22 protein-coding genes and 1 riboswitch are annotated in these 26,382 nt (G+C 70.2%); of the genes, 10 read left to right on the top strand and 12 right to left on the bottom strand.

Annotation, left to right across the window (positions count from 1 at the left end; genetic code table 11):
* The first annotated feature begins 10 nt into the window (after window positions 1–10).
* A complete protein-coding gene (locus ACFYNP_RS03200) occupies window positions 11–979 on the top strand; it encodes a MerR family transcriptional regulator (RefSeq protein ID WP_388414143.1) in 969 nt (322 codons plus the stop codon).
* A gap of 147 nt (window positions 980–1,126) precedes the next feature.
* Here ACFYNP_RS03200 and ACFYNP_RS03195 read toward each other — a convergent pair whose 3' ends face one another.
* Both ACFYNP_RS03195 and ACFYNP_RS03190 read right to left on the bottom strand, forming a co-directional pair.
* Window positions 1,127–2,515 carry a carotenoid oxygenase family protein gene (locus ACFYNP_RS03195; protein ID WP_388782064.1) on the bottom strand — a complete coding sequence of 463 codons (1,389 nt, stop codon included), beginning with the start codon at window positions 2,513–2,515 and terminating at the stop codon, window positions 1,127–1,129.
* A gap of 2 nt (window positions 2,516–2,517) precedes the next feature.
* Window positions 2,518–3,075, bottom strand: coding sequence for a hypothetical protein (locus tag ACFYNP_RS03190; RefSeq protein ID WP_388414138.1), 558 nt, complete (start codon window positions 3,073–3,075; stop codon window positions 2,518–2,520).
* A 112-nt stretch (window positions 3,076–3,187) separates the two neighbouring features.
* Between ACFYNP_RS03190 and ACFYNP_RS03185 the strand changes: the two genes are divergently transcribed.
* From ACFYNP_RS03185 to ACFYNP_RS03175, 3 genes are all read left to right on the top strand, one after another.
* Window positions 3,188–3,703 carry a PadR family transcriptional regulator gene (locus ACFYNP_RS03185; RefSeq protein WP_388414135.1) on the top strand — a complete coding sequence of 172 codons (516 nt, stop codon included), beginning with the start codon at window positions 3,188–3,190 and terminating at the stop codon, window positions 3,701–3,703.
* 62 nt (window positions 3,704–3,765) lie between these two features.
* Window positions 3,766–4,356 carry an RNA 2'-phosphotransferase gene (locus tag ACFYNP_RS03180; RefSeq protein ID WP_388782061.1) on the top strand — a complete coding sequence of 197 codons (591 nt, stop codon included), beginning with the start codon at window positions 3,766–3,768 and terminating at the stop codon, window positions 4,354–4,356.
* Window positions 4,357–4,382: 26 nt separating this feature from the next.
* On the top strand, window positions 4,383–4,847 hold the full coding sequence (locus tag ACFYNP_RS03175) for a hypothetical protein (RefSeq protein WP_388782058.1): 465 nt from the start codon (window positions 4,383–4,385) through the stop codon (window positions 4,845–4,847).
* Here the strand turns inward: ACFYNP_RS03175 and ACFYNP_RS03170 are convergent.
* Window positions 4,844–5,743, bottom strand: coding sequence for an LLM class flavin-dependent oxidoreductase (locus ACFYNP_RS03170; protein ID WP_388782056.1), 900 nt, complete (start codon window positions 5,741–5,743; stop codon window positions 4,844–4,846). The genes ACFYNP_RS03175 and ACFYNP_RS03170 overlap by 4 nt on opposite strands.
* Window positions 5,744–5,752: 9 nt before the next feature.
* Window positions 5,753–6,625, bottom strand: coding sequence for a DUF72 domain-containing protein (locus ACFYNP_RS03165; RefSeq protein WP_388782053.1), 873 nt, complete (start codon window positions 6,623–6,625; stop codon window positions 5,753–5,755).
* Between the two features lie 230 nt (window positions 6,626–6,855).
* On the opposite strand from ACFYNP_RS03165, the gene ACFYNP_RS03160 reads away from it, so the two are divergent.
* Window positions 6,856–7,725 (top strand): Cof-type HAD-IIB family hydrolase, encoded by an 870-nt coding sequence (locus tag ACFYNP_RS03160; RefSeq protein WP_388782050.1) that lies wholly within the window; start codon window positions 6,856–6,858, stop codon window positions 7,723–7,725.
* Window positions 7,726–7,870: 145 nt separating this feature from the next.
* Here ACFYNP_RS03160 and ACFYNP_RS03155 read toward each other — a convergent pair whose 3' ends face one another.
* The 4 genes from ACFYNP_RS03155 to ACFYNP_RS03140 all read right to left on the bottom strand — a co-directional run bounded on the left by ACFYNP_RS03155 (window position 7,871) and on the right by ACFYNP_RS03140 (window position 15,802).
* Complete coding sequence (locus tag ACFYNP_RS03155; protein WP_388782047.1) at window positions 7,871–9,643, bottom strand: GAF domain-containing sensor histidine kinase; 1,773 nt, start codon at window positions 9,641–9,643, stop codon at window positions 7,871–7,873.
* Between the two features lie 19 nt (window positions 9,644–9,662).
* Window positions 9,663–13,190 carry a thiol reductant ABC exporter subunit CydD gene (gene cydD, locus ACFYNP_RS03150; protein ID WP_388782044.1) on the bottom strand — a complete coding sequence of 1,176 codons (3,528 nt, stop codon included), beginning with the start codon at window positions 13,188–13,190 and terminating at the stop codon, window positions 9,663–9,665.
* 83 nt (window positions 13,191–13,273) lie between these two features.
* Window positions 13,274–14,275 (bottom strand): cytochrome d ubiquinol oxidase subunit II, encoded by a 1,002-nt coding sequence (gene cydB / locus ACFYNP_RS03145; RefSeq protein WP_388414113.1) that lies wholly within the window; start codon window positions 14,273–14,275, stop codon window positions 13,274–13,276.
* An 18-nt stretch (window positions 14,276–14,293) separates the two neighbouring features.
* Window positions 14,294–15,802: a cytochrome ubiquinol oxidase subunit I gene (locus ACFYNP_RS03140; RefSeq protein WP_388782041.1), complete on the bottom strand. Its 1,509-nt coding sequence runs from the start codon at window positions 15,800–15,802 to the stop codon at window positions 14,294–14,296.
* Window positions 15,803–16,019: 217 nt separating this feature from the next.
* On the opposite strand from ACFYNP_RS03140, the gene ACFYNP_RS03135 reads away from it, so the two are divergent.
* The gene (locus ACFYNP_RS03135) at window positions 16,020–16,400 is read left to right on the top strand and encodes a cyclophilin-like fold protein (protein WP_388782038.1); all 381 of its coding nucleotides are present in this window, start codon (window positions 16,020–16,022) and stop codon (window positions 16,398–16,400) included.
* A gap of 60 nt (window positions 16,401–16,460) precedes the next feature.
* Here the strand turns inward: ACFYNP_RS03135 and hisC are convergent, their stop codons facing one another.
* Window positions 16,461–17,540 (bottom strand): histidinol-phosphate transaminase, encoded by a 1,080-nt coding sequence (gene hisC, locus ACFYNP_RS03130; RefSeq protein ID WP_388782035.1) that lies wholly within the window; start codon window positions 17,538–17,540, stop codon window positions 16,461–16,463.
* A 409-nt stretch (window positions 17,541–17,949) separates the two neighbouring features.
* Here hisC and ACFYNP_RS03125 point away from each other — a divergent pair, with 409 nt between their 5' ends.
* From ACFYNP_RS03125 to ACFYNP_RS03115, 3 genes are all read left to right on the top strand, one after another.
* Window positions 17,950–19,083, top strand: a complete 1,134-nt coding sequence (locus tag ACFYNP_RS03125) for a LacI family DNA-binding transcriptional regulator (RefSeq protein WP_100575666.1) — start codon at window positions 17,950–17,952, stop codon at window positions 19,081–19,083.
* 265 nt (window positions 19,084–19,348) lie between these two features.
* Entirely contained in the window at window positions 19,349–20,491 is a 1,143-nt protein-coding gene (locus ACFYNP_RS03120) for a metallophosphoesterase (RefSeq protein WP_388414103.1), read from the top strand.
* A 173-nt stretch (window positions 20,492–20,664) separates the two neighbouring features.
* Window positions 20,665–21,510 carry a hypothetical protein gene (locus ACFYNP_RS03115; RefSeq protein ID WP_388414100.1) on the top strand — a complete coding sequence of 282 codons (846 nt, stop codon included), beginning with the start codon at window positions 20,665–20,667 and terminating at the stop codon, window positions 21,508–21,510.
* Window positions 21,511–21,574: 64 nt separating this feature from the next.
* Here ACFYNP_RS03115 and thiC read toward each other — a convergent pair whose 3' ends face one another.
* A complete protein-coding gene (thiC, locus tag ACFYNP_RS03110) occupies window positions 21,575–23,353 on the bottom strand; it encodes a phosphomethylpyrimidine synthase ThiC (RefSeq protein WP_388414098.1) in 1,779 nt (592 codons plus the stop codon).
* A riboswitch (TPP riboswitch) is annotated at window positions 23,346–23,480 on the bottom strand. Its footprint overlaps the gene before it by 8 nt.
* A 71-nt stretch (window positions 23,481–23,551) precedes the next feature.
* Between thiC and ACFYNP_RS03105 the strand changes: the two genes are divergently transcribed.
* The gene (locus tag ACFYNP_RS03105; RefSeq protein ID WP_388414095.1) at window positions 23,552–24,895 is read left to right on the top strand and encodes a YibE/F family protein; all 1,344 of its coding nucleotides are present in this window, start codon (window positions 23,552–23,554) and stop codon (window positions 24,893–24,895) included.
* A 4-nt stretch (window positions 24,896–24,899) separates the two neighbouring features.
* Here ACFYNP_RS03105 and ACFYNP_RS03100 read toward each other — a convergent pair whose 3' ends face one another.
* Together ACFYNP_RS03100 and ACFYNP_RS03095 are read right to left on the bottom strand one after the other, a co-directional pair.
* A complete protein-coding gene (locus ACFYNP_RS03100; protein ID WP_388414092.1) occupies window positions 24,900–25,334 on the bottom strand; it encodes an SsgA family sporulation/cell division regulator in 435 nt (144 codons plus the stop codon).
* A gap of 102 nt (window positions 25,335–25,436) precedes the next feature.
* Window positions 25,437–26,207, bottom strand: coding sequence for an IclR family transcriptional regulator (locus ACFYNP_RS03095; RefSeq protein WP_388782032.1), 771 nt, complete (start codon window positions 26,205–26,207; stop codon window positions 25,437–25,439).
* Window positions 26,208–26,382 lie beyond the last annotated feature (175 nt).

The raw sequence follows: 26,382 nt of genomic DNA, 5'->3' as shown, positions 1-26,382 counted from the left end.
GGGAGTGGTTTTGTCCGGGCAGTCAGCACTTCAGCAGGTGGTGCCGCCGGCGGCGCCGGCCGAGTACCGGATCGAGGATCTGGCGCACGCCAGCGGCGCCACGGTCCGCACCATCCGCGCCTACCAGGACCGGGGCCTGCTGCCCCGGCCCGAGCGGCGCGGCCGCTCCAATGTGTACGGCGACACCCACCTGGCCCGGCTGCACCAGATCGCCGACCTCCTGGACCGCGGCTACACCCTGGCCTCCATCAAGGAACTCCTGGAGGCCTGGGACGCCGGGCGGGGGCTCGGCGGAGTGCTCGGTCTGGTCGCCGAGGTCAACGGTCCGTGGACGGACGAGGAGGCCGCCCGGATCTCCCGCGCCGATCTCGACGAGACCTTCGGCGGCGAACCCGACGACGAGGCCGTGGCCGAGGCCGTGGAACTCGGCATCCTGGAACGCGTCCCGGACAACGACTCCGAGTTCCTCGTCCCCAGCCCCCAAGAGCTGGCGGTAGCAGCCGAGTTGCACGCCGCCGGCGTGCCCCTCGACGCCATCGCCGGGCATCTGCGCGAGCTGCGCGGCCAGGTCGAACACATCGCTGCCCGCTTCCTCGACTTCACCACGGAACACGTCTTCGCCCGTTACCTGGGTCACCGCCCTCCGACCGACACGGAGGCGGCCGAAGCGGCCGATCTAGTGCGTCGGCTGCGCCCTCTGGCCCAGCAGACCGTCGATGCCGAACTCGCCCGCGCGATGCGCCTGTTCGCCACCCGACACCTCCAGCGCCATCTGGGAACGCCGACCGCCGCGCCCACCGAGCCGGACCCGGGCCCGGTGGCGCTGCCCTCGGCCACGGTCCGGGCCGTTCAGGCACTGGTGGGCCAGGACAACGTCGCCGCGTTCATCGCGGCCGCGGCCGAACGCGAAGTCGGAGCAAGGACGTTGGATGCTCTGATGCTTCCAACTCACGACAGCGATGAGCTACGGAAGCCTTAAATAGCCCATACCGAAGCGAACTTCACCAAATCCCCCTTATCGGACGCCACTTGTCCACAGCGCTTTCAATTTGCCTGTGGATAAAGTGACTTCGCTGTGGATGAAACCCAACTGCCCTCCTCAATAAGGTGATTGGCATCACCTCATTCATCGATCGGCGAGCCAGTTGCCGTGGAAACCGAACGGCACGCGCTGGGGAAGATGGACCGTCGCCACCGGTGGAGCCGCGAGGTCGTCCGCGTCCAGGATGACGAGATCGCTGGCATCCCTGGCCGCGTCGTACACGTAGCTGAGCAACCACCCCGGGCCGCCCGGCCGGTCGTCCGCCGGGGCGAAGGCCGCCTCCGCCGGGGCCCGCCCCGCCCCGAACTCATGACGCGCCATCGCTCCCGTCCGCAGGTCGTACCGGAGCAGTGCCCCCGATATCGGCCCCGAGGGCGGGGTCCGGCTCACCGTGACGTGCCCGAACCGGGACTGGAGCCCGGCAAGCCGGTCGTCGACCCGGGGGAACTCGCACGCCTGGTCGTCGAGCTGCTCCTCCCGCACCGTGCCCGCCGCCAGGTCGAGCGTCCACTTCCACAGCGTGGGCCCGCTCGCCCCCAGACGCTCGTACCGCACGACGTGCAGCACGATCCGCTCCCCGTGCCCGGCGCCGTCCCCGGGCTCGTCGTATGCGTTCAGGGCGTGGAAGACATAGCAGGGGTCGATCGTCAGCCGGCGCACCTCGCCGTACGGATCGTCCCTGCGCAGCACGCCGAGCCGGGCCCCGTACTCCTCGTCCCAGCGGTAGGGGAGGCCGCCGCCGGGCCGCTTCGCCGTCTGCGGGTCGAAGACGGCCGGGAGGTCCATGAACACCACGTGGGAGGCGGTGAGATGGAAGTCGTGCATCATCGTGGCCGCCGGCATCTCCACCGACCGGCTCACCACCAACTCGCCCTGGGCATCGGCTCGGTGATAGGTCAGAAAAGGCTGGTCCAGCGTCCCGTATCCGAAGAAGTGCAGCTCTCCGGTGACCGGGCAGGTCTTGGGGTGGGCGGTCATGGCGGTGGTGAGACGGCCGTCGAAGTCGTAGGGCCCCAGCGTCTCCAGCTCGCGCCCGGGCCGGAAGTCCAGTTCACAGGGGAAGGACGACTCGACCAGGGCCAGCGTGTGCCCGGCGTGCCGCACCACGTGGGTGTTGGCGGCCCCGGCGGTCAGGTCGGTGTTGCCCTGCCGGTCGTGGACCCGGGCGCCGTCGGTGAAGGACGAGGTGCGGACCCAGCGATTGCGGTAGGTGCGGGCCCTGCCCCCGTCGATACGGACGCCGTGGACCATGCCGTCCCCGAAGAACCAGTGGGCTGAGGCCGCGTCCTGCGGGTTGGGCCCGTTGCGCACGTACCAGCCGCTCAGCTCGGGCGGGATGGCACCGGTCACCGCCGGCTCGTGGGCGGTCAGCTCTTGGGCGACGGGGGCGAAGTTGCCCGCGAGGTGGGGGGCGGACGGCTTCGACGCCATGGGTCCGGCGGACGGGATGGCGGCCCCGGGGGTGGTGGTCATCGTCAGGCTCCCTTCTGGACGGCGGCACGGCGGGCGCGCTCGGGGTACCGGGCGGTGATGACGGCCGGGATGGCGAAGCCCGCGACCTGAACGGCTGTCGAGGCGGTGCTGCCGAGCGCCTCGGCGTCGATCACGGCCAGGGCGGTCGCCGTCAGGGTGAAGGCCAGGGCCCAGACGGAGGTCAGTACCACGTTGATCCGCAGGAACACCGGGTTGGTCCACACCTCGGGCGGCGCCTGCCGCTTGGCGATCCCGGTGGTGAAGGGCCTGCGGACGGCCAGCGTGGCCCAGGCGGTCAGGGCCAGCCAGCCCGTGGCCAGCGCGCCGCCGTAGTCGCGGAGCCCGCTGTCGGGGGCGGCGAAGGCGAGGACGCTCAGAACGGTGAAGAAGGCGATCGTGGACTGCTCAAGGATCAGGGCCTCGGCGCTCAAGCCGCGCCTGCGGTCCATGGCGAAGAGGTAGCCACCGGCGACGAGAGCGGTGAGCGCGCCCCACTGCCAGTGCGCGCTGCCGACGACGGCGAAGACGATCCACGGGACGAATCCGCGCAGGTAGCTCATGGGAGTCCCCTCTGTTCCGAGCGTTTCCGCTCAGCTCCACATTCCAACTTCGACATGTCGAATGTAGAGGTTCCTGCTTTGACGTGTCAAGAGTGGAAGGTAGAGTGGTGGCATGAGCCTTCGCCACGCAGTCCTGGGGCTGCTCGCCGATCGTCCGGCCAGCGGTTACGACCTGATGAAGCGGTTCGAGACCTCGCTGGCCCACGTCTGGTCGGCGACCCAGAGCCAGGTATACGGAGAATTGGGGAAACTCGCCGACGGCGGTCTGGTCGAGGTGTCCGCCGAGGGGCCGCGCGGCCGCAAGGAGTACGCGATCACCCCCGCCGGCAGAGCGGAACTGCATCACTGGCTCACCGAGGTCGAGCCGACCCGCACCCGCCGCAGCGACTCCCTGCTCCGGGTCTTCTTCCTCGGCGAGCTCACGCGGCTCGAAGCGCGTACCTATCTGCTTGGTGAAGCCGAGCGCTCGGCCCGGCAGCTCGCCGGGCTCCAGGAGGCGGAGGCCGCCATCGACTGGGGCGGCGATCCGCTCTCGGTGCACGGCCGCCTCGCCATGGAGTACGGCAAGCGGCTCAGCGAGATGCACGAGGGGTGGGCCCGCTGGGCGGCGGAGCAGCTCACGCCCTGACGGGCCGCGCCACGAGGAAAATGGAGATGCCGCGGGCCCGTCCGGCCCGGCACCCTGACGGCATGACAGACATCCCGCGGGAATCACCGGGCGAGCGCGCCGGGGTGCTCCCGGACGACAGACGCACCGTCAAGGTGTCCAGATACCTCTCGAAACACCTGCGCCACCAGCCCGAGCGGATCGGTCTCGCCCTCGATCCGAACGGCTGGGTCGACATCGACGTGCTGCTGCGGGCCTCGGCCGCGCACCGCTTCCCCATCACCCGCGCCGAGCTGGACCATGTGGTCGCCACCAACGACAAGCGGCGCTTCGCCGTGGAGGGCGGCCGGATCCGCGCCAGCCAGGGCCACACCGTCGCCGTCGACCTCGGTCTGGCGACCGCCGAACCGCCCGCGTACCTCTATCACGGCACCGTGGCCCGCAGTCTGGCCGCGATCCGCGCCGAGGGACTGCGCCCGATGGGGCGCCACCATGTGCACCTCTCGCCCGACCGGGAGACCGCCGCCAAGGTCGGCGCCCGTCGCGGCCGCCCCGTGGTCCTCGGCGTGGACGCCGGGGCGATGCACCGGGCCGGCCATGTCTTCCACGTCAGCGCCAACGGGGTCTGGCTCGCCGAAGCCGTACCGCCGGAGTACGTGCGGCTGCGCACCTGAGCGGCTCGCTCGGGATAATCGGTCCCATGCACCGACCCCACCTGCCCAGCACCGAATCCGTCGTCACCGCCATCCGCGGGATCGCCGACGAGTACCGCCTGGAGGTCGAGGTCACCGACGACATCGGAGCGGACCGGACCTCGCGCCGTACTTCGGCCGGCGTGTTCGCGGTGCTCGACCCGGACGGCTCGCTGCCGCACGAGGCGTACGTCGAACTGGGTGGCACACCGTCCGTGTCGGTGCGCATCCATCCGGAGGACGACGCCCTGATCACCGTCGACGGCGTGGAGTTCCACGACATCCCCCGCGACGACGTGCCCGTCTTCCTGCGTTCCGTCTACGGCGGCCTCGCCCACGTCAAGGGCCGGCTCTTCCCACCGGGCTGGTGGCTGGTCGTGCCATTGCCCGGCGACGAGACCTACAAGGAACTGGTGCTGCTCGGCGCGCTCACCCCCTGGATGAGCGCGCACGTCCGCGGCCGGAAGGGCTAGCGCCCGAGCTGCGCGAGCCCTTCGGTCGCGATCTGCTCGAAGATCTTCGGGTCGGCCGCGAAGTCGGAATCGGGGATCGGCGCGTGCAGCACGATCTCGGTGAAGCCGAGCTCGAAGTGCCGGCCCGCGAAGTCCACGAACGCGTCCAGGGATTCCAGCGGACGACCGGGCTGCGGGGTGAAGCCGGTGAGCAGGATCTTGTCCAGTTCGCCCACGTCGCGCCCCGTCTCCGCGCACGCCGCACCCAGCTTCTCGATCTGTCCCCGGATTGCCGCGATGGACTCCTCGGGGGTACCCGACTCGAACAGCTTCGGGTCGCCCGTGGTCACCCAGGCCTGCCCGTGCTTCGCCGCGAGGCGCAGCCCGCGCGGGCCGGTCGCGGCCACCGCGAACGGAATCCTGGGCCGCTGGACACAGCCGGGCAGGTTGCGTGCCTCGACCGCCGAGTAGAACGTGCCGTCGTACGTCACCGAGTCCTCGGTGAGCAGCCGGTCGAGCAGCGGTACGAACGCGCCGAAGCGGTCAGCCCGTTCACGCGGCGTCCACGCCTCCTGGCCCAGCGCGGTGGCGTCGAACCCGTTGCCGCCGGCGCCGATCCCGAGGGTGATCCGGCCGTTCGAGACGTCGTCGAGGGTGATCAGGTCCTTGGCGAGGGTCACCGGGTGCCGGAAGTTCGGCGAGGTGACGAGGGTGCCGAGGCGCAGCCGGGTGGTGGCGGCAGCGGCGGCCGTGAGCGTGGGGACCGCGCCGAACCACGGGCCGTCGCGGAACGTACGCCAGGACAGGTGGTCGTAGGTGTACGCGGTGTGGAACCCCAGCTCCTCGGCGCGCAGCCACTCGTCGCGACCGCCGTCGTGCCAGCGGCGTACCGGGAGAATCACAGTGCTCAATCGCATGGCTCGACCCTACGAGAGATCGAGCAGGTGTCGCATCGACTGCGCGGCGCGAACGGCGGCGTCACCGCAGCAGTTGTTGAACAGCACGTGGACTTCCCTGGCCTGCTCGGTCATCTCACGGATGCGCGGCACCCACTCTGCGAGCTCCTCGGGTGCGTACTCATACCGGAATCGCTCTTCCTTGGTGCCCGTCCCCCAAGCGCTGCTGCGACCGTGGAAGCGCACCAGAGCGAGCTCCGGGCTGGTGACCCGCACGACCGGTGGGACGGAATCCGGCAGCGTACGCACCATGTCCACGACCACGGCGGTCGTGTCCAGCTCCGCGAGAAGGGCGGTCGTCGTGTCGATGTGGTCCTCCCGCCACCAGTCGGGATGCCGGAACTCCACGGCCGTCGGCCACCCCGCGGCACGTTCGCGGCACCGGCGCAGAAACTCCACCGCGTGCTTCCCCGGTACGAACCGGCGAGGGAACTGGAAGACCAGCGTCCCCAGACGGCCGGCGGCTCGCAGGGGTTCGAGAGCGGCGCTGTACCGGTTCCACACTTCGGTCAGCAGCCCCGGATCGACGCCGGTCCGCTCCCGGTGTCGCGCGAGGGCCGGTCGCAGGTCGGCGGGGAGCGCTTCCGGCCGGGTGGGGTGTCCGGTGAGCAGGGAGAATGCCTTCACGTCGAACCGGAAGCCCTCAGGGGTTCGGTCCACCCACAGCAGACTGTTGCGGGTGCTGGGCAGCCCGTAGTACGTGGAGTCCACCTCCACCACCGGGAACTGTCCGGCGTAGTGACGGATTCTGCCCTCGGCGTCGCGATGCCCCTTGGGGTACCAGCCGCTGGACACCAGCGCCTTGTCCGTCCACGAGCAGGTTCCGACCCGGATCTGTCCCATCCCGCCCGTCTGCCCCGGACGTGTGGACGGATTCATAGGATGCGCGCGGACAACCACCCCCCGACCTCGGCACGCCAGGTGCTCCAGCAAGCGGGCCCGAGGCCACGGCTGAACGCCGCGCTCCCGTGTATGGCGTACGTACGCCCCCTGTGCCCCACGCGCACCGACGAGCGCTCTCATCTGTGCGCCTCCTCGCACGCCCGTGCGTTCGCGTACGGAACAATGGCCCGGTGACCTCTGCTACCGACCCCGCCCCGGCCATCCGCCCCGTGCCCACCGCACCGCGGCTCATCGCGACCGATCTGGACGGCACCCTGCTGCGCGACGACAAGTCCGTGTCGGACCGTACGGTCGCTGCGCTGGCCGCCGCCGAGGAGGCGGGCATCGAGGTCTTCTTCGTCACCGGCCGTCCGGCCCGCTGGATGGACGTCGTCAGCGCCCACGTCCACGGTCACGGCCTGGCGATCTGCGGCAACGGGGCGGCCGTGGTGGATCTGCACGGTGACGGCGACGGCCCCCGCTTCGTGAAGGTGCGGCCGCTGGAGCGGGCCGCGGCTCTCGATGTCGTCAGTCTGCTGCGCTCGGCCGTACCGGGCACGTCCTTCGCGGTCGAGCGCACCGGGGGCTTCCACCATGAACTCGCCTATCCGCCCCTGCACATGGACCCCGCGGCGAGCATCGCGCCGGCGGAGAAGCTCCTGGCCGAGGACGCCGCCACGGCGAAGCAACCGGTGCTCAAGGTCCTCGCCTTCCACCCCGAACTGGCCCCCGACGACTTCCTCGCCCTGGCCCGCACGGCGGTCGGGGCACGCGCCGAGATCACCCGGTCCAGCCCGACCGCACTCCTGGAGATCAGCGGAGCCGGCGTCTCGAAGGCCTCCACGCTCGCGCTGTGCTGTGCCGAGCGCGGCATCTCGCCCGCCGAGGTGGTGGCCTTCGGCGACATGCCGAACGACATGGAAATGCTGAGCTGGGCCGGCACGTCGTACGCGATGGGCAACGCCCACCCCGATGTCCTGGCCACCGCGACCGGACGCACGGCCGCCAACAACGAGGACGGCGTGGCGGTCGTGATCGAGCAGATCCTCAAGGCCCTCTGACAACGGACAGACACGCGCCACCCCCTGCCCGGACCCTGGGGCGGGGGCGTTTCACGTGAAACGCCCCCGGTGTTTCACGTGAAACAGCGCGCCCCCGAGGGCGCGGCTCCACCCCCGTGTCGCCCCGCCCCACCAGGAGTGCGTCTCAGATCGGCGCCTCCCACACGACGGTCGTGCCGCCCCCGCCGTCACCGAGCCCGGGGCCGTACGAGCTGGAACCTCCGAGCGCCTCCGCACGCCGCTGAAGGTTGCGCAGTCCGCTGCGACGGCCACCCGACGGGATCCCCACCCCGTTGTCCGCGACCGTCAGGCGCACTCCCGCGCTGCCGTCCGGCAGTTGGGCCGTGGCGTCGATGACGACCTCGATCCGCGATGCCTCCGCGTGCCGGAAGGCGTTCGAGAGGGCCTCGCGCAAGGCCGCGATCAGGTTCTTGCCGGTCAGTTCGCCGACCAGGGTGTCCACGGCGCCGAGGAAACGGTGGGCCGGCTTGAAGCCGAGTGGCACGGCGGCCATGTTGATCTCCCGCAGCACACGGGTGCGCAGCCCGGAGGGCGCCTCGGCCGGGCCCTGCTGGAGCGCGAAGATCGCGGTGCGGATCTCCTGAATGGTGACGTCGAGCTCGTCGACCGCCTTGCCGATGCCACGCTGCACCTCGGGCACGATCGACTTGCGCTGAGCCCCCTCCAGCATCATCCCGGTGGCGAAAAGGCGCTGGATGACGAGGTCGTGCAGGTCGCGGGCGATCCGGTCACGGTCCTCGTACACCGCGAGACGTTCCCGGTCCCGCTGGGCCTCCGCCATCATCAGGGCGAGTGCCGCCTGGGAAGCGAACTGGCTGGCCAGGGTCCGCTCGGCCTCGGTGAAGGGCCGCCCGCCGCGGACCCGGGGCGTGGCGAGGGCACCGAGGACCCGCCCGCCGCTCTGCAAGGGCAGCAGCATGCTCGGCCCGTAGCGCTCGGACAGTTTGGTGATCATGCGCGGATCGGTGGCTGCGTCTTCGACGAAGACCGCCTCGCCCTCCAGCAGGGTGGAGACGACCGGGCTCTCCGGCGGAATCACCAGGCCGAGTGAGACGCGCGGATTGTCGGCGGAGACCGCGACGATCTCCAGACCGCCCTCCTCCGCGGGCAGCAGCACTATGCCGGCATCGGAGACCGCGAGGTGGCGGGCCTGTTCGGCGACGACCTCCAGAGCATCGTCCGCGTCTCCGCCCGACAGCAGGGCCGTGGTGACGGCGACCGAGCCGTCGATCCACCGCTCACGCTGACGCGCCGCCTCGTAGAGCCGTGCGTTGCCGATGGCGATTCCGGCCTCGGTGGCGAGCACCCGCACCATGTGCAGGTCGTAGTCGTTGAATTCGCCGCCGCCGTGCTTCTCGGTGAGATACAGGTTGCCGAAGATCTCGCCCTGCACGCGGATGGGGACGCCGAGGAAGGTGCGCATCGGCGGATGGTTCGGAGGCAGCCCGGCCGAGCGCGGGTCGGCGGAGATCTCGGCGAGCCGGAGCGGCTCGGGATGGTGGATGAGCCAGCCGAGCAGCCCTCGGTGCCCGTCCGGCCGATGCCCGATCGCCCGGGCTTGGTCGTCGCCGACCCCGTACGTCACGAAGTCGGAGAGCCCCCGGCCCTCCTCGTTCACGACGCCGATCGCCGCGTACCGTGCGTCGGCGAGCTCGGCGGCCGTCTCACAGATCCGGTCCAGCGTCGAATGCAGTTCCAGCCCGGTGCCCACCGAGCGCATCGCCTCAAGCAGTTGGGGCACCCGAGCGGTCAGCTCGGTGGAGAGTCCCTGGAGGCTGCGAGTGGCCCGGGTCGCCGCTTCGAGCGGATCCTGACCCGGACGTTCCGGGTCTTGGCGGTCCAGGTCCGTGACGTCCTGGTGGCCCGTGGGCCTGTTCGGGTCTGGCGGGACTGGCATGCCTTGAGACTAGTTAGTCCTATTTGGCGAGGAAAGTCGGGTGCTGCCGGGCATCGGTCTCGCGCTCTCGTTCCAGCATGCCCCGCAAAGGCCCGTCGATGAGCGCGAGCGCGTCATAAGTGCCGCGCTGTACGGTCCGGCCCTCATCGAGCACGATCACCTCGTCCACGGCTTCCAGTCCGCGCAGCCGGTGGGTGATCAGCACCGTCGTACGGCCTTCGGTGGCCGACAGGAGGTCGGCGGTGAGCGCGTCGGCGGTCGCCAGGTCCAAGTGCTCGGCGGGCTCGTCGAGGACCAGCACCGGGAAGTCGGCGAGCAGGGCGCGGGCCAGGGCGAGCCGCTGGCGCTGGCCGCCGGACAACCGGGCCCCGTGTTCGCCCACGAGGGTGTCGAGGCCGTCCGGCAGTCCGTCGACCCAGTCCAGGAGCCGGGCCCGCCCCAGGGCGGACCGCAGGTCCTCATCGGTCGCGTCGGTGCGGGCGAGCCTCAGGTTCTCCCTTACGGAGCTGTCGAAGAGGTGCGCGTCCTGGGCACACAGCCCAACCAGCCGGCGTACGTCGTCGCCGTCGAGCCGGCTCGCCTCGCTCCCGCCGATCCCGTATGTACCGGTCCGGGCATCCAGGAAGCGGAGCAGCACCTGGGCAAGGGTGGTCTTGCCGGACCCGGAGGTGCCGACGACGGCGATCCGCATGCCCTGGGTGAGGCGCAGCGCGAAGTCGTGCAGCGCGTCCCGCTCCTGTCCCGCGTACCGGGCCCCGATGCCGTGCAGCTCCAGCGGGAACGGCGAGGTGGGCGCGGTGGCGGGCGCATCCGGTTCCCGCACGGGGGCGGGCGTGTCAAGCACCTCGTAGACGCGCTCGGCACTGCGCCGCACCCGCTGGCGGGACTGCACGGCGAGCGGTAGCCCGGTCACGGCCTCGAAGGCGGCGAGCGGCACCAGCACCACCACCGCGAGCTGCACCCCGTCGAGGCGTCCGGCCGCCACGGCCCCCACGCCGATCAGCGCGGCCGCCGCCACGGTGAGTCCGCAGGTCAGCGCGGAGAGACCGGCGCCGAGCGCGGTGGCCGCCGCGCCCCGCGAGGCGATCCGGGTCAGCGTCGTGTCGGCGTCCCTCACGTCGTCGGAGCGGCGGCCCAGCGCCCCCGCCACGGTCAGCTCGCCCGTTCCGGTGAGCAGATCGGCCACCCGGGTGGCGAGCGCTCCCCGGGCCGGGGCCAGCTGTCGCTCGGCCCTTCGGGCCAGGGCTCCACTGACGCACGGGACGACGACCCCGGCGACGAGGAGTCCCACGGCGAGCACCGCGCCGGCCTCCGGCAACAGCCACGCCGTGAAACCGGCGCTGAGCACGGACACGACGACGGCGACCCCGGCGGGCAGGGCCCAGCGCAACCAGTAGTCCTGGAGTTCGTCGACGTCGGCGACGAGACGGGACAGCAGATCGCCGCGCCGGGTCTCGCGCAGCCCGGCGGGCGCGATCCGCTCCAGCTGCCGGTAGACCGCGACGCGCAGTTCGGCGAGCATCCGCAGCACGGCGTCGTGCGAGACGAGACGCTCGGCGTAGCGGAACACCGCGCGCCCGATCCCGAAAGCCCGGGTCGCGGTGACGGCCACCATCAGATAGAGGACCGGGGGTTGTTGCGCGGCTCGCGAGATGAGCCAGCCGGACGTCGCCATGAGGCCGACGGCCGAGCCGAGCGCCAGGGCGCCGAGCAGCAAAGCCAGCGCGATACGGCCGCGCAGCCCTCGGGCCGCGGCGCGGACCCGGGCCAGCGGATTGCGGACGGCAACATCGGCGGGACGCGCTGTCGCAGCCTCTGCGACTGCCTCAACAGCCTTCACTGGACCGGCAGTTGAGGCCGAACCGGACGGAATCCGGGACGGGACGTGGGGCAGGGGGGCGGCGGGCCTCAGCTCCACGACGCGGTCCGCCACGGCGAGCAGCGCCGGGCGGTGCACCACGAGCAGGACCGTACGGCCCACCGCGAGCCGGCGCACCGCGTCGACGATGGCGGCCTCGGTCTCGCCGTCGAGCGCGGCGGTCGGCTCGTCGAGCAGCAGCACCGGCCGGTCGGCCAGGAACGCCCGGGCCAGGGCAAGGCGTTGGCGCTGACCGGCGGACAGGCCCGCGCCGCCCTCACCGAGGACGGTCGCGACACCGTTCGGGAGCGCGGCCACGAAGTCGTAGGCGCCGGCCTCGCGCAGCGCGTCGAGCACGGCGGCGTCGTCCGCGTCCGGCCGGGCGAGACGGACGTTCTCCGCGATCGTCCCGGCGAAGAGGTGTGGCCGCTGCGGCACCCAAGCGATGTGCTCACGCCAGCCGGCCGGGGCCAGCGATGCGAGGTCCGTCCCGGAGACCAGGATGCGGCCGTCTCCCTCCGGTGCCACGAAGCCGAGGACCGCGTTGAGGAGCGTCGACTTCCCGACGCCGCTCGGCCCGGTCAGCGCCACGGTCTCGCCCGGCTCGATGACCAGGGAGGCGGCGGAAAGGGAGGGTTCGGTGCGTCCCGGGTGGCGGACGGTCACGCCGTCGACCTCGATGCGGACCGGCCCCGCGGGCACCGCCGCCGTGCCGCTCCCGGGCAGCGGGGTCTCCAGGACCTCGAAGATCTCCTCCGCGGCGGAAAGGCCCTCGGCCGCGGCGTGGTACTGGGCGCCGACCTGGCGCAGCGGCAGATAGGCCTCGGGCGCCAGGACCAGGATCACCAGGCCGGTGTACAGGTCGAGATCGCCGTGGACGAGGCGCATGCCGATGCCGACCGCGACCAGCGCGACCGAGATCGTGGCGAGCAGTTCGAGGGCGAAGGACGAGATGAAGGCGATCCGCAGGGTCTTCAGGGTCGCCCTGCGATAGTCCGAGGTGATCGTCCTGATCGACTCCGCCTGCGCCTTGGCCCGCCCGAAGACCTTCAGCGTCGGCAGTCCGGCGACCACGTCGAGGAAGTGCCCCGACAGCCGGGACAGCAGCCGCCACTGGCGGTCCATCTGCGACTGCGTGGCCCAGCCGATGAGCGCCATGAACAGGGGGATGAGCGGCAGGGTCACGACGATGGTCGCCGCGGACACCCAGTCCTCGGTGACGATCCGCGCGAGCACGGCCACGGGTACGACGACGGCGAGGCCGAGTTGGGGCAGATAGCGCGCGAAGTAGTCGTCGAGGGCGTCGACCCCGCGGGTGGCGAGAGCGACGAGCGATCCCGTGCGCTGACCGCTCAGCCACTCGGGGCCGAGCCCGGCCGCCCGCTCCAGGAGCCGGCCCCGCAGCTCCGACTTGACCGCCGCGCTCGCCCGGTTGGCGGCGAGCTCCGTCAGCCAGGAGACCAGGGCCCGCCCGGCCGCGACCACCGCGAGGAGCAGCAGCGGCGTCTTCAGGCCGGCCGTGCCCTGGCCGTGCTGGAACGCCCCCACGACGACCTCGGCGATGAGCATGGCCTGGGCGATGATCAGTCCCGCCCCGGCCAGGCCGAGGGCCACCACGGCCGCGAGGAAGAAGCGGGTTGCGCGGGCGTACCGGAGCAGGCGCGGGTCGATCGGTTTCACGTGAAACATCCCCCAACAGAAGGATCAGAGCGGGCCCGGAGGGGTGTGTTTCACGTGAAACACACCCCGTTGAACCGTGCGGACCTCGGCGGTCAGTGCGCCTCGGCGATGTTCTTGGTGCCGATCCGCTTGCGGAACACCCAGTAGGTCCAGCCCTGGTAGAGCAGCACGATCGGGGTCGCAACCCCGGCACACCAGGTCATGATCTTCAGGGTGTACGGGGTGGACGAGGCGTTGGAGACCGTCAGGTTCCAGGCGTCGTTCAGCGAGGACGGCATGACGTTCGGGAAGAGCGTCAGGAAGAGCATCGCCACCGCGGCCGCGATCGTGATGCCGGACAGTGCGAACGACCAGCCCTCGCGTCCGATCCTGATGGCCCCGATCGCCCCGACCAGCGCGAGCACGGCGACGGCCATCGCGATCAGGCTCTTGGTGTCACCGCGCGAGGCCTGGGTCCAGATCAGGAAGCCGAGCGCGAGCACCGCCGTCACCAGACCGAGCTTGAGCGCCAGCGCCCTGGCCCGCTCACGGATGTCGCCGAGTGTCTTGAGGGAGGCGAACACCGCGCCGTGGAAGGTGAACAGGGTGAGCGTGACCAGTCCGCCCAGGATCGCGAACGGGTTGAGCAGGTCCCAGAAGTTGCCCACGTACTCCATGTGCGCGTCGATCTTCACCCCGCGCACGATGTTGGCGAAGGCCACGCCCCAGAGGAACGCCGGGATGAGCGAGGTCCAGAAGATGGCCTGCTCCCAGTTGCGCTGCCACTTCTCCTCGGGCCGCTTCGCCCGGTACTCGAAGGCCACGCCCCGGACGATCAGGCAGACCAGGATGATCAGCAGCGGCAGGTAGAAGCCGGAGAAGAGCGTCGCGTACCACTCGGGGAAGGCGGCGAAGGTCGCGCCGCCGGCCGTGAGCAGCCACACCTCGTTGCCGTCCCAGACCGGCCCGATGGTGTTGATCAGGACGCGCTTCTCGGTGCGGTCCCGGGCCAGCAGCTTCGTCAGGATGCCGATCCCGAAGTCGAATCCCTCCAGGAAGAAGTAGCCGATCCACAGGACGGCGATGAGTACGAACCAGACGTCGTGGAGTTCCATGCCTCGATCTCCTCAGCCTCAGTACGAGAAGGCCATCGGCCGGTCGGGGTCACGGTGGTCCCCGCCGATCTTGGTGGGCGGGTTGAGGTCGTCGTCCGTGAGCTCGGGCGGGCCGGCCTTGACGTACTTGACAAGGAGCTTGACCTCGACCACGGCGAGCACGGCGTAGAGCAGGGTGAAGACGATCATCGAGGTGAGGACCTCGCCCTGCGAGACGTTGGGGGAGACCGCGTCCTTGGTGCGCAGCACGCCGTACACCACCCAGGGCTGGCGGCCCATTTCGGTGAAGATCCAGCCCCAGGAGTTGGCGATCAGCGGGAAACCGAGCGTCCAGACGGCGGCGAACCAGTACCACTTGGTCAGTCGGGCGCCGAGGGGCGTGCTCTTGAAGAGCACCAGGTTCGGCACCTCGTCCTCACCGGTCCTCATCCCCGGTGCCAGCATGAACTTCTTGCGGGTGAGCCAGAGTCCGACGAGGCCGATGACGAAGGACGTCATGCCGAAGCCGATCATCCAGCGGAAGCCCCAGAAGGTGACCGGGATGTTGGGCCGGTAGTCGCCGGGCCCGAACTTCTGCTGCTCCGCCTTGTTCACGTCGTTGATGCCGGGGACGTACGAGGAGAAGTTGTTGTCGGCGAGGAAGGACAGTATTCCGGGCACCGAGATCTCGACGTCGTTGTGGCCCTTCGCCACGTCGCCGACGGCGAAGATCGAGAAGGGTGCGGAGTTCTGGCCGTCCCACAGGGCTTCGGCGGCGGCCATCTTCATCGGCTGCTGCTTAAACATGACCTTGCCGAGCGAGTCACCGCTGACGGCCGTGAGCAGTCCGCCGATCACCAGCGTCACCAGGCCGAGCCGCAGCGAGGTGCGCATCACCGGGATGTGCTTCTTGCGGCGCAGGTGGATGGCCGCGACCCCGACCATGAACGCGCCACCGGTCAGGAAGGCGGCGGTCAGGGTGTGGAAGACGACGACGAGGGTGGTGTCCTGGGTCAGGACGTGCCAGAAGTCGGTGAGTTCCGCGCGTCCGGTGGCCTTGTTGAGCCTGAAGCCGACCGGGTGCTGCATCCAGGAGTTGGCGGCCAGGATGAAGTAGGCCGACAGGATGGTGCCGATCGAGACCATCCAGATGCAGGCACAGTGGATCTTCTTCGGCAGCTTGTCCCAGCCGAAGATCCACAGCCCGATGAAGGTGGACTCGAAGAAGAAGGCGATGAGCGCTTCGAAAGCGAGCGGGGCACCGAAGATGTCGCCGACGAACCGCGAGTAGTCGGACCAGTTCATGCCGAACTGGAACTCCTGGACGATGCCCGTGACCACACCCATCGCGATGTTGATCAGGAAGAGCTTGCCCCAGAACTTGGTCGCCTTGAGGTACTTGTCCTTGCCCGTTCGCACCCAGGCCGTCTCCAGGCCGGCGACGAGCGCGGCCAGGGAGATCGTCAGGGGAACGAAGAGGAAGTGGTAGACGGTGGTAATGCCGAACTGCCATCGCGCCAGGGTTTCCGGCGCCAGAGCCAGGTCCACGTCGGCACTCTCCTTACATCGCCGAGGTCACAGCCGCAGCTTGCCCCTTTAATCCCGACGTCTTGGGATGAAGCGGGACACGCTTGTGAACGCGTTCACATTCACAAGCATTATGTCGTACTGGCTGTCGACATCTCCAGGGGGGTCCCCTTAGTGGCGGGGCCGGTTCTGGACACCCTCTTCCCAAGACTTTCAACATCTTGTTGAATTCGGCGCCATGGAGAACCAGCTGCGCATACGCATCTCATGGCCCGCGGGCAGCCTCACCGCGACCCTCGAAGAAACCCCGACGAGCGCGGCGCTCGCGGGGGCGCTCCCGATCACTTCCACCGCCCACACCTGGGGCGAGGAGGTCTACTTCGACACTCCCGTCTCCCCCGACCGGGAGCCGGACGCCCGGCAGGTGGTGGAGCCGGGCACGGTGGCCTTCTGGACCGACGGCGACGCGCTCGCGCTGCCGTACGGGCCCACCCCGATCTCGCGCGGCGACGAATGCCGGCTCGCGAGCCCCTGCAACGTGCTCGGCCGGATCGACGGCGACCCGCGGCAGCTGGCCACCGTCCGCTCCGGGGACCCGATCCGGGTCGACGCGGCCTGAGGCGTCCCCAGGGCTTCGGGGCCCGTCACAGGAGCCCGCACGGGCGCCCTTCGACGCGCGTCAGGCCTGCTTGCGGAAGCCCTCCGCGACCTTGAGGAACAGGTCGTTGGCCTCTCCCTCGCCGATCGTGACGCGCACACCCTCGCCCGCGAACGGCCGGACCACGACACCCGCCGCCTCACACGCGGCGGCGAAGTCGACCGTGCGCTCCCCGAGACGCAGCCAGACGAAGTTCGCCTGTGTCTCGGGCACTGTCCAGCCCTGCTGCACCAGGCCCGCGTACACCCGCTCGCGCTCGCCCACCAACGCGCCGACGCGGCCCATCAGTTCGTCCTCGGCACGCAGCGAGGCGACCGCCGCGTCCTGGGCCAGCTGGCTGACGCCGAAGGGCACGGCCGTCTTGCGCAGCGCCGCGGCCACCGGCTCGTGGGCCACCGCGAAGCCGACCCGCAGCCCGGCGAGCCCGTACGCCTTGGAGAAGGTGCGCAACACCGCCACGTTCGGACGGTCACGGTAGATTTCGATGCCGTCCGGCACCTCGGTGTCGCGGATGAACTCCCGGTAGGCCTCGTCGAGCACCACCAAAACGTCCGAGGGCACCCGGTCGAGGAAGCGCTCCAGCTCGGCCCGGCGCACCACGGTGCCGGTCGGGTTGTTCGGGTTGCAGACGAAGATCAGCCGGGTCCGGTCGGTGATCGCGGCGGCCATCGCGTCCAAATCGTGCACATCACCCGGGGTCAGGGGCACCCGGACCGATGTCGCTCCACTGATCTGGGTGATGATCGGGTACGCCTCGAAGGAGCGCCAGGCGTACATGACCTCGTCACCGGGGCCGGAGGTGGACTGGATCAGCGACTGCGCCACGCCCACCGAGCCCGTGCCGGTGGCCAGGTGCGTGAGGGGGACCCCGAACCGGTCGGCCAGCTCGTTCATCAGACCGGTGCACGCCATGTCCGGGTAGCGGTTGAAGCTCCCCGCGGCCGCGACCGCGCTCTCCATCACGCCCGGGAGCGGCGGGTAGGGGTTCTCGTTCGAGGACAGCTTGTAGGCGACCGGGCCGTCGGAAGCTGCGGCCCTGCCCGGCTTGTAGGTGGGGATGCCGTCCAGCTCGGCGCGCAGCTTGGGGCTCGTCTCGCTCACCGCGGGTCCTCCTCGACCGTTTCCGTACGGATGCCGTGGCCGCCGGCGCGGACAGCTCCGTACACATCCATTGCTCCTCACCTTATGAGGATTCGGCTTCCCTGCGAATAGGGGACGGGGACCGGTTCCCGGCGGGCGTCAGGGGAGGGGGGAGCGCTTATGTTCATGGCGCACGCCGGTGGCTCGCGCCGTAGCGCGCATCACCCGTGCAGGTGAGTTGAGACCTCTTCGAAACCTCGGACAGTTGCCAGCCGCCCACGGGTCGACAAGCGTCACGGTGACGGAATGGCGCTCAACTCCCTTGCATCGCAAGGTGATTGACGCTTTACGATCATGCAGAAACGTGCCTGTCAACGCGTGCATATGCACCCGGGCCAACCATCCGTCATCGCCCTACTATCGGCTCGCCATGACAGCAGCAGGGAAGCACCAGGTGAGCCGGTCGACCGGTCGCCGGCTGGGGCGGGCAGGTATTCGGGACGTAGCCGCCGCCGCCGGTGTCTCCATCACGACCGTCTCCGACGCGCTCAACGGCAAGGGCCGGCTCCCCGACGCCACCCGCCGCCACGTCCGCGAGGTCGCAGACCGGCTGGGCTACCGCCCATCCGCAGCGGCCCGCACGCTCCGTACCGGCAAGTCGGGCCTCATCGGCCTGACCGTGACGACCTACGGGGATGAACCTTTCACCTTCACCGAATTCGCCTACTTCGCCGAGATGGCGAGAGCGGCGACCTCCGCCGCCCTCGCACGCGGCTACGCCCTCGTCATCCTGCCCGCCACCTCACGCCGCAGCCCCGCGGACGTCTGGTCGAACGTCGCCCTCGACGGCACCGTCGTCATCGACCCCTCCGACCAGGACCCCGTCGTCACCGAACTCGTACGCCAGGGACTTCCGGTCGTCTCCGACGGCCGCCCGGCGGGCAGCCTGCCCGTCACGGCCTGGGTGGACAACGACCACGAGGCCGCCGTACTCGACCTGCTCGACCATCTCGCCGCCGCCGGTGCCCGCCGGATCGGCCTGCTCACCGGAACCACCACCGACACCTACACCCGGCTCTCCACCGAGGCCTATCTGAGCTGGTGCGAACGCGTCGGCCAGGACCCGGTGTACGAGTCCTACCCGGCGCATGACCCCTGCGCGGGCGCCGTCGCGGCCGACCGGCTGCTCGCCCGCCCGGACCGGCCCGACGCCGTCTACGGACTGTTCGACCCCAACGGCACCGATCTGCTCGCGGCCGCCCGGCGCTACGGGCTGCGCGTGCCCGAGGACCTGCTGCTCGTGTGCTGTAGCGAGTCCACCGTGTATGCCACCACGGAACCGCCCATCACCACGCTCTCGCTCAAACCGAGGCGCATCGGCACGGCCGTCGTCCAGCTGCTCATCGACGCGATCGAAGGGATCGACAACGGCCAGCCGATCGAGCAGGTGATACCGACCGAACTGATCGTGCGCACCTCCTCCCAGCGACGGCCCCCGCGCACCACGGTCAGCCCGCCCCGATCACCGGCCAAGGACAACCAGCCGGGCCCGGGCAAGGAGTGAACTCCGGCCGGACGGCGGCCCCAGCCGTCCGGCATCGGACACAGCCCTGTCCCAATAGCAGGGACCAATGTCAGGATCAGCTTGGACTAGACCACCACATTGGGGACATAACCACCCGCGAACACCGCTCGCACCCGGATTGACCACCCCTGGTGCGTCACACAGCATGAGGCGCATTCCTATGATGGGCGCACGACACCACGGATCCCCGCCCGACCTGGCGGCTCCCAGGGTGTACGGCGGCGCGACGGTGGTGGAGGGGTCGATGACTCAGGGGGCCGGTCAGGGACCCGTGCGGACGGAGACATTGCGTGACTTCCGGGTGCCGCCGTATGCGCAACAGACCCCCGTGCCACCGCCGGAGGAACCGGCCGGACGACCGGAGCCCGCGGTGCCGCTCTTCCACCAGCAGCCGCCCGCCGGCCACCCCGAGGCGCCCGCGTCCCCTCCGGCGCCCGGCGCGGCCACCTATTCGGGTGACGAGCCCGACGGCTACACGCCGACGGCCCGGGACCTCCCGGTGATCCAGCGCGGCGACACGGTCGAGCTGCCGACGGTCGAGCCCGTCGCCGCGGCGATCCCCGAGGGCCCCGGCCCGCTGTACGTCGTGGGCGACGTCCACGGCTACCTCGACGAACTCCTGGCCGCGCTGCGCGCCCAGGGCCTCATCGACGAGTCGGGCAACTGGGCCGCGGGCACCGCGCGCCTGTGGTTCCTCGGCGACTTCACCGACCGAGGCCCCGACGGCATCGGCGTCATCGACCTCGTCATGCGGCTCTCCGCCGAGGCCGCGGCCGCCGGCGGCTACTGCAAGGCCCTCATGGGCAATCACGAGCTGCTGCTCATCGGCGCCAAGCGGTTCGCCGACACCCCCGTCAACTCGGGCGCGGGCACGGCCACCTTCCAGGCCGCCTGGCTGCTCAACGGCGGTCAGAAGGCCGACATGGACCGGCTCCAGGACGTACACCTTCAGTGGATGTCCCGCCTCGACGCGATCGAGCAGGAGGACGACCACCTCCTGATGCACTCCGACACAACCGCCTATCTGGACTACGGCGACTCCATCGAGGCCGTCAACGACACGGTCCACGCCATTCTCAACCGCAACGACGCCGACGAGTGCTGGGACCTGTTCCGCAAGTTCACCAAGCGCTTCGCCTTCCGTGACGAATCGGGCCCGCAGGCCGCCCGCGAGCTGCTCTCCGCGTACGGCGGGCAGCGCGTGGTGCACGGCCACAGCCCCATTCCCTACCTGCTCGGAGAGGTCGGCACCGAGGACGGCGAGGAGGACTCGCGCCCGGTGGTCGAGGGCCCGCACGTATACGCCGACGGCCTCGCCATCGCCATGGACGGCGGCGTGACCATGGCCGGAAAGCTGCTGGTCCAGCAACTGCCTCTGCATGGGTGACGGTTGACCGGGAAGGCCTTCGGCAAAGCGCCGGGTATGCCATTTCCGGAAACACCCTGTCACCCCGTGCCGTAGCGGCTCTACCATCGGGTTATCCGTAGCAGGCTCTCCTCCGTTTCCGCCCAACTGCCCGTTCCTCAGGCGGGCATCCCGGCCCTACGGAGCATCGGGGGATGCACATGAACAGCGCTCCGCACCTGCTCAGCGAGGACCGCCCGGAGTTCGAGCGGATTCTTGACGAGGCACTGCGCACCGCGCATGAACGGCCCGAGCTGTCCGGTATCGGCGACCGTCTGAACGCCGTGCAACTGCGCACCATGGTGCTCTCCGCCGGCACGTTCGTCACCGAGCGGGCGGCCGCCGAGTACGAGCACTACGTCAGGGCGCGCGAAGAGCTGCGCGCGCACTCCGGATCCACCGCGCACGACTCGCTCCTGACGACCGCCGAGAGCACCGTCCTGGAACCCTCGGGCGCGGGCGTGGGAGCCATCGTCACGGTCCTGGCCCCCGTGCTCGCGGGCACCGCGGCCGCGATATTCCTGCTGGTCGGCTACATACTGAAGATGCTCAAGCCCCAACCCGCCTTCGCCGACACCATGGTGACGGCGGGCTGGTTCTTCGGCGCGCTGACCGCCGCCGCGATTCTCGCCGCCGGCATCGGGCTGCTGATCACCGCCGTGCGCAACGGCGCGACCCAGGTCGTCGCCGTCGACCGGGACAGCGAGGCGGACGCCCCCGACGAGCAGACGCAGGAGCTCGCCCGCGCCCGCGAGGCCTGGCGCCACGCCCTGCTTGAGCGGGGCATCTACCCCTTCCTGCGGGATGCGCTCGCCGATCCGAGCGTCGACCCCGGCGCCCCCGCGCCGCGCCGACCGATCGGCCGCATCCCCACCCTCGGCTACGACCGCCCGGGCTTCGGCAGCCCCGACGAGGGCGGCTCCCCCACCCGCCACGCGGGCTTCACCAGCCCGGACTTCACCAGCCCCGACTTCGGCGGACCCGAGCACCGGCCGGACTGAACCGGCGGGTGCGGCGCCGCACCCGGGAGTCGTCCGCTCCCGGGGCGGCGCGAGCCGCACGGCCTCAGTCGGCGATCGGCAGATAGACCCGGTTGCCCGCGTCCGCGAACTCCTTGGACTTCTCCGCCATTCCGGCCTCGATCTCGTCGGACTTCAGGTCGCCGCCGTGCTCGCGTCGGATGTCCTGGGAGATCTTCATCGAGCAGAACTTCGGACCGCACATCGAGCAGAAGTGCGCGGTCTTGGCCGGCTCCGCGGGCAGCGTCTCGTCGTGGAACTCCCGGGCGGTGTCCGGGTCGAGGGCCAGGTTGAACTGGTCCTCCCAGCGGAACTCGAACCGGGCGTCCGAGAGCGCGTCGTCCCACTCCTGCGCGCCCGGGTGCCCCTTGGCCAGGTCCGCCGCGTGGGCGGCGATCTTGTACGTGATGACACCGGTCTTCACGTCGTCGCGGTTGGGCAGGCCGAGGTGCTCCTTGGGCGTGACGTAGCAGAGCATCGCGGTGCCCCACCAGGCGATCATCGCCGCACCGATGCCGGAGGTGATGTGGTCGTAGGCGGGCGCCACATCGGTGGTCAGCGGCCCCAGGGTGTAGAACGGGGCCTCTTCGCAGATCTCCTGCTGGAGGTCGATGTTCTCCTTGATCTTGTGCATCGGGACGTGTCCCGGGCCCTCGATCATCGTCTGTACGTTGTGACGCTTGGCGATCGTGTTGAGTTCCCCGAGCGTGCGCAGCTCCGCGAACTGCGCCTCGTCGTTGGCGTCCGCGATGGAGCCGGGGCGCAGGCCGTCACCGAGCGAGTACGTCACGTCGTAGGCCGCGAGGATCTCGCAGAGCTCCTCGAAGTTCTCGTACAGGAACGATTCCTTGTGGTGCGCCAGGCACCAGGCCGCCATGATCGAACCGCCGCGCGAGACGATGCCGGTCTTGCGGCGGGCGGTCAGCGGGACATAGCGCAGCAGCACGCCGGCGTGGACCGTCATGTAGTCGACGCCCTGCTCGGCCTGCTCGATGACCGTGTCCTTGTAGATGTCCCAGGTCAGTTCCTCGGCGCGGCCGTCGACCTTCTCCAGCGCCTGGTAGAGCGGGACCGTGCCGATGGGGACGGGGGAGTTGCGCAGCACCCACTCGCGGGTGGTGTGGATGTTGCGGCCCGTGGAGAGGTCCATGACCGTGTCCGCGCCCCATTGCGTGGCCCACGTCATCTTGTCGACCTCCTCCTCAATGGAGGAGGTGACCGCGGAGTTCCCGATGTTGGCGTTGACCTTCACCAGGAACCGCTTGCCGATGATCATCGGCTCGATCTCGGGGTGGTTGATGTTGGCGGGCAGCACGGCGCGGCCCGCCGCGATCTCCTCGCGGACCACCTCGGGGGAGACGTTCTCGCGGATCGCGACGTACTCCATCTCCGGGGTGATCTCGCCGCGACGGGCGTACGCGAGCTGGGTGACGGCCTGGCCGCCGCGGCCCCGGCGGGGCTGGCGCGGGCGGCCGGGGAACACCGCGTCGAGGTTCTTGAGCCCGCCGCGCGGCGAGGTGTGCTTGATGCCGTCGTCCTCGGGGCGGACCGGGCGGCCCGCGTACTCCTCGGTGTCGCCGCGCCCGATGATCCAGTTCTCACGGAGCGGGGCGAGGCCACGGCGGACGTCGGTCTCGACGCTCGGGTCGGTGTACGGGCCCGAGGTGTCGTACAGCGTCACGGCCTTGCCGTTGGTGAGGTGCACCTGACGGACCGGCACCTTGAGGTCGGGGCGCGATCCCTCCACGTACCCCTTGTGCCAGCCGATGGACTTCCCGCTCTCCTCAGTGCTGGAGGCAGGCGTGCGTGCGTCCTGAATGGTCATGAGACCTACTCCCTACGCCGGCATTACCCGGTAACAGGTTCGGCGGTCGGCGCAGCCGTTTCCGTACGATTCGTACGGTTCTCAGCGCCCTCTCAGCCCGGTGCTCCGAGCTCCCGCGTGTGCAAAGGTGTCACCACGCTAGCGTCATCACTGGCGCGCTGAACAGAGGGCCCCCTGTGTTCTTGCGATGATCGGGCGGTGACCTCACCAGAACCGCACCCTCCGCACCAGCACGGCGGACACGGCCACGGGCACGGCCACTCGCACGCGCACGGACCCGCCACCCCCGTCTCCAAGCACCTGCGCAAGGTCATCGCCGCCGTGCTGATTCCTTTCTCCACGGCGGTACTTGTGGGTCTGGTGGTGCTCTGGCCCGGCGGCGCCCCGCCGCACCAGCGCACCGGCGTCGGCTTCGACCGCCAGACCCAGCAGGCCAAGGTCGTCAAGGTCGAAGAAGTCGACTGCGCATCGGTCAACGCCGGACAGGCCCCGTCCAACGGCGACACCTCCACCGCCGAGAGCCAGCGGGCCAGGAGCACCGAACAGCGGGTGTGCAAGAAGGCCACGGTCGAGGTCACCTCGGGCAAGGAGAAGGGCCGCACCTTCACCGAGATCGTCCAGCCCGACTCGCCCCGCCAGCTGCACACCGGCCAGGGCGTGATCGTCGCGTACGCCCCCGACGCACCGCACGACCTGCAATATTCGGTGACCGATGTGAACCGCCGGTTCCCGATGGCACTGCTCGCGGGGATCTTCGCGCTCGCGGTGGTGGTCGTCGGCCGGCTGCGCGGGGTGATGGCGCTGGTAGCCCTGGTGGTCTCCTTCGCCGTGCTGACGCTGTTCATCCTTCCGGCGGTGTTGCAGGGCTCCAACCCGCTCCTGGTAGCGGTGGTCGGGGCGAGCGCCATCATGCTGATCGCGCTCTACATGTGCCACGGCCTGTCCGCGCGCACCTCGGTCGCCGTCCTCGGCACCCTCGTCTCGCTGATGCTGATCGGGCTGCTCGGCTCGCTCTTCATCGGCTGGGCCTCGCTGACCGGCAACACGGACGACAACACGGGCCTGATCCACGGCCTCTACCCGCACATCGACATGTCCGGCCTGCTGCTCGCGGGCGTCATCATCGGATCGCTCGGCGTACTCGACGACGTGACGGTCACACAGACATCGGCGGTCTGGGAGCTGCACGAGGCCAACCCGACCATGGGCCCGCGCGGCCTGTACCGGGCGGGCATCCGGATCGGCCGCGACCACATCGCGTCGGTGGTCAACACCCTGGTGCTCGCCTACGCGGGCGCCGCGCTGCCCCTGTTGCTGCTGTTCTCGATCGCGCAGAGCAGCGTGGGCACGGTGGCCAACAGCGAGCTGGTCGCCGAGGAGATCGTCCGCACCCTGGTCGGCTCGATCGGCCTGGTCGCCTCGGTGCCGCTGACCACGGCGCTCGCCGCCCTGGTGGTCTCCGCAGACCGGCCGGGCACGGGGTCGGCCGGGCCGCGCGCGGGTGCGGTACGCGGTGGGGGCGGTCACCGCCGCAAGAAGTAGCGGGTCAGCCGGCGTTCTCCTCGGCGAGGATGCGCCCGAGTGCCTCCTCCAAATGCTCGTCGGACTCCCCGAGCGTCCACTCCTGCCCGAGCGGTACGAGCTTGTCGGTGCGGTCGAGGAAGGCCACGAGCGGCGCCGCGCCGGCCCGGAACAGTGCCGTGTCCGCGCCCACCTGAAGCCGGATGTGGACGTCCGAGAGCTCCTCCGGCTCGCTGGGCTCGATTCTCACATCGCCGTCCCCGGTTGCCCCGTTGATGCCGTCGAGCAGCAATTCACGGCCGAACGCCCAGGTCACGGGTGCGTCGCCGGGAAGGTGGAAGGTCATGCGCACCGCGTAGGGGTCGGTCGCCTCGTACCTCAGCTCCACCGGGATCTTGAAGGAAAGCTCCTCGGAGACGAGGAAGCTCATCATCACTTCTGCCTGAACCGATTCACGCATCGCACGTACCCCGCTTTTGCCGAAACTGGCCAGGAATGATCCCGCATGGCCCTCTTGACGCAATCGTGCTGGAAGCCCCTACAGATCACAAGGAGTGATATTTCAGATACTGATAGAGAAGGCCAGAGTGCGGAACAGGCCACCCACTTCGCCACGCAGCTGCTCGATGGCGGGAAGCAGACGTTCTTCCTGGTGAAGGGGTACGGAAATGGCCATCGTGGCAGCACTGGAACCGGCCGTGATCGGGATCGCCGCGCAGACCGTACCGAGGGCGTACTCCTGCCGTTCGATCACGGGTTGCATACGCTCCGTAGCCGCCAGCCGCTCCGAAAGGGTGCGTCGGTCCCGCACGGTGAAGGGTGTGATGGCCTCGACCGGATGCCGGTCCAGATAGTCCTCGCGGGTGCGCTCGTCGAGCTGGCTGAGCAGGCACTGGCCGATCGCGTGGGCGTGTCCGGTCGCGCGGAAGTCGGCCCACTCCTCGACGGCGGGCGCGGCGGGGGTGTCGGCGACCCCGGCGATCTCGATCTCGCCCTCGCGGTAGACGGCGAAATAGACGGGCACCCCGATGGAGTCCCGCCAGTGCGCCAGGGAGTCGGCGATCTTGCTGCGACGATTCTGCAGTGCCCCACCGTGGGCCAGCCGCTCGGCCGCGGGCCCGAACACGAACACCCCGTGTTCGCGCCGCAGATAGCCCTCGTGGGTCAGGGTACGCAGCAGGTGGTAGGCGGTCGGGAGCGGTAGTCCGGCCTCGCGGGCCAGCTGCTTGGCGGGGGCGCCGTCCCGGTGGGACCCGACTGCCTCCAGCAGGCGCAGGGCCCGCTGGACCGAGCCGATCAGGGTAGGGACGGCGGCATTCGAAGCCGTGGCCACGGGTCACCCCCAGGAGTGCCTACGGGCAAGGCGCCCGCCTGCGGGGGCCACCCCCGCGGGCCCCGCCGCACGTCCGGAGAGGCGGCACGGGCGGTCGAACCGGAGGTAGGGATCGGTCGGTACCCGTGATTCCCCGGGGGCGGCAGAGACCAGCCACTCTAATGGCCGACTTCGG

Source organism: Streptomyces sp. NPDC006691 (genome assembly GCF_042869955.1).
In the GTDB taxonomy this organism is placed as follows: domain Bacteria; phylum Actinomycetota; class Actinomycetes; order Streptomycetales; family Streptomycetaceae; genus Streptomyces.
This window is presented reverse-complemented; position numbering and strand designations above follow the sequence as displayed.

Coding starts and splice junctions, on each gene's coding strand:
- ACFYNP_RS03185 (WP_388414135.1), top strand. CDS start 3,188: ATGAGCCTTCGCCACGCAGTCCTGGGGCTGCTCGCCGATCGTCCGGCC.
- ACFYNP_RS03120 (WP_388414103.1), top strand. CDS start 19,349: ATGACTCAGGGGGCCGGTCAGGGACCCGTGCGGACGGAGACATTGCGT.
- thiC (WP_388414098.1), bottom strand. CDS start 23,353: ATGACCATTCAGGACGCACGCACGCCTGCCTCCAGCACTGAGGAGAGC.
- ACFYNP_RS03125 (WP_100575666.1), top strand. CDS start 17,950: ATGACAGCAGCAGGGAAGCACCAGGTGAGCCGGTCGACCGGTCGCCGG.
- ACFYNP_RS03115 (WP_388414100.1), top strand. CDS start 20,665: ATGCACATGAACAGCGCTCCGCACCTGCTCAGCGAGGACCGCCCGGAG.
- ACFYNP_RS03100 (WP_388414092.1), bottom strand. CDS start 25,334: ATGCGTGAATCGGTTCAGGCAGAAGTGATGATGAGCTTCCTCGTCTCC.
- ACFYNP_RS03155 (WP_388782047.1), bottom strand. CDS start 9,643: ATGCCAGTCCCGCCAGACCCGAACAGGCCCACGGGCCACCAGGACGTC.
- cydB (WP_388414113.1), bottom strand. CDS start 14,275: ATGGAACTCCACGACGTCTGGTTCGTACTCATCGCCGTCCTGTGGATC.
- ACFYNP_RS03165 (WP_388782053.1), bottom strand. CDS start 6,625: ATGGGACAGATCCGGGTCGGAACCTGCTCGTGGACGGACAAGGCGCTG.
- ACFYNP_RS03135 (WP_388782038.1), top strand. CDS start 16,020: ATGGAGAACCAGCTGCGCATACGCATCTCATGGCCCGCGGGCAGCCTC.
- ACFYNP_RS03180 (WP_388782061.1), top strand. CDS start 3,766: ATGACAGACATCCCGCGGGAATCACCGGGCGAGCGCGCCGGGGTGCTC.
- ACFYNP_RS03195 (WP_388782064.1), bottom strand. CDS start 2,515: ATGACCACCACCCCCGGGGCCGCCATCCCGTCCGCCGGACCCATGGCG.
- ACFYNP_RS03170 (WP_388782056.1), bottom strand. CDS start 5,743: ATGCGATTGAGCACTGTGATTCTCCCGGTACGCCGCTGGCACGACGGC.
- ACFYNP_RS03175 (WP_388782058.1), top strand. CDS start 4,383: ATGCACCGACCCCACCTGCCCAGCACCGAATCCGTCGTCACCGCCATC.
- ACFYNP_RS03190 (WP_388414138.1), bottom strand. CDS start 3,075: ATGAGCTACCTGCGCGGATTCGTCCCGTGGATCGTCTTCGCCGTCGTC.
- cydD (WP_388782044.1), bottom strand. CDS start 13,190: ATGTTTCACGTGAAACCGATCGACCCGCGCCTGCTCCGGTACGCCCGC.